This is a genomic window from Robertmurraya sp. (assembly GCF_036676585.1).
Classification (GTDB): domain Bacteria; phylum Bacillota; class Bacilli; order Bacillales; family Cytobacillaceae; genus Robertmurraya_A.
In genome coordinates this window covers 1-2105 of the sequence record NZ_JAKFCQ010000081.1, presented here as the reverse complement: position 1 = coordinate 2105, position 2105 = coordinate 1, and the positions used below count along the sequence as shown (strand labels likewise).

Here is a 2105-nt window from a genome sequence, read left to right as displayed (position 1 = left end):
ATTAATGGAGGTTATGAAGTGAAAGTAAAGGATGAGATCCGTCATGTGATCAGCTATCTGGAAATACAGAAAATAAGGTTTAATAATCGATTTTCTTTTGAAGTAGATGTAGAGGAAGAGCTGAATCATTATCCCGTCCTTAAACTAATTCTGCAGCCACTCGTAGAAAATATTTTAATCCATGAGTTTTCAAAAAGAGATGATGAAGAAGGGCTGATTAAGATTAGAGGTACGGTTTCAAACGGCCAGGGCGAGTTATGGATTGAAGACAATGGTAAGGGTATTGATGAACGTGTTCTAATAGAATTAAATAAGTGGAGACTAGAAAATCATCATACTCAGGCAAGTAATGGTCACGGTGTGCGCAATGTAGATGAGCGGATAAGACTTTTTTATGGAGAGAAATATGGTCTCATCATTTGTTCGACGAAAAATGAGGGTACGGTAATTAAAATTTCATTTCCGATTAAAGGTGATTAAATGGGATATAAAGTAGTAATTGCGGATGACGAAAAGTTAATCTTAAAAAATCTTGCACAAATCATCGATTGGCACGGATTAGACTGTCAAATCATTGGGACAGCAGAAAATGGACAAGAAGTCATGGAGATCATCGAAAATCAACCAGTTGATCTTCTATTAACAGATATTTCAATGCCAGAAATGAACGGGATTGAACTGTTAAAGACAGTAAATCAGATCGATCATAAACCAATGGTTATTTTAATAAGCGGTTATGATGATTTTGAATATGCAAAAGAAGGAATTAAAAATAACGCGTTCGACTATATTTTAAAGCCAATTGATTATGACGAACTGGAAGATTGCGTTAAAAGAGCGCTTAACAAGATAAAAGAGCAAAAAATAAATGTGTATGAGCATGAGAAATATGCGATTTATAAGCTGATTACATCAGGGAAAGTGGACGCACAAATCAACAACAAACAAGCTCTTTATTTCTCATTGATTGTAAAAAACTATAAGGAAGACATCGAATTCATTTTTACAAAAAATGCAGACTTCCTTTCTAAGTGGAATGCGAACCTATTTGTTTACAAGCTGTCAGATAGAGAAGTGGTGGTAGTCGTTGAAATGGCAAAACACTTCATCAATCAAGCAGTGGATATTACGGATGCATTTTCACACCAGCTTCTTCATGCAGGCTCTGATCCATGCATCATCTCGGTTGGTAAAGTCGTTGAACAGTTATTTGAAATAAAGCATTCCGTTGATGCTGCCAAGGAATTACTAAAGTATGAAAACTATATAAGTGGCAATGTTTTGACAGAAGAGCGGTTAAAGAAAGAATATAAGCCCAGCCAATCAGCTGCAGATATGATGGAAGAGGCGCTCGACTATATCCGAAATAACTTTCAAACAGATCTTGGTGTGGAACAGACAGCCGAACAAGTAGGATTAAGTGTTAGCTATTTCTGCCTGCTTTTTAAACAAAAAACCGGTCTTACATTTCTCGATTATTTAACAAATGTCAGAATGGAATATGCCTGCCTTTTCCTGCAAAATACAGATCTTAAAACCTATGAAATTGCCGAAAAAGTCGGCTATACCGATCAGCGCTACTTCAGCCAAGTATTTAAAAGGAAAATGAAAAAAACACCAAGTGAATATCGTAAACTAGTAAAAAATAAGTAAGCCTCTCCCTACTAGGTGATGAGGCTTTTCTTTTTCAATAATAAGAATTTAAACATTTTTTAGAGAAATGTCGCATTTTGAAAGCGCTTTAAGTACTTTATTATTAACTTATGAAAGCGCTAAACTAACCCGCATCTCAATAATGAAAGCGCTTGATTAGATATTAAGAGAACGAGGGGGAGAAGTATGAAAAAGTTCATATTGTTTGTTTCAATACTGTCTTTAGTCTTTTCGTTAGTAGCATGTAGTTCAGACAAAACTAGCGGCAGTGACAAAATTGTAGTTTGGACACAAGCTGCAGCAGATCATCCAGAAGGAAAGATGTTTGCTGACCGAGTAAAGAGCTACAATGAGGCTCATCCAGACGGACCTAAAGTCGAAATACAAAACATCACACGTGCAGGAGCTGGTTCAGGATACATAGATAAGCTGAATGCAGCAATTACAGCAAA

General features: G+C 36.1%; 3 protein-coding genes. All 3 read left to right on the top strand.

Going from position 1 to position 2105, the window contains the following annotated elements; translation table 11 throughout:
• On the top strand, window positions 1–480 hold a 480-nt coding region (locus tag ACGLXV_RS11310), incomplete at its 5' end, for a sensor histidine kinase (RefSeq protein ID WP_391558663.1).
• Window positions 481–1653: a response regulator transcription factor gene (locus tag ACGLXV_RS11305; protein WP_391558662.1), complete on the top strand. Its 1173-nt coding sequence runs from the start codon at window positions 481–483 to the stop codon at window positions 1651–1653. It abuts the gene before it with no gap.
• Between the two features lie 186 nt (window positions 1654–1839).
• Window positions 1840–2105, top strand: a 266-nt coding sequence (locus ACGLXV_RS11300) for a hypothetical protein (protein WP_391558661.1), incomplete at its 3' end; no start/stop codon positions are given.

Bases quoted from the DNA above. Each gene is read 5' to 3' on its own strand.
- ACGLXV_RS11305 (WP_391558662.1), top strand. From the start codon at position 481: ATGGGATATAAAGTAGTAATTGCGGATGACGAAAAGTTAATCTTAAAA.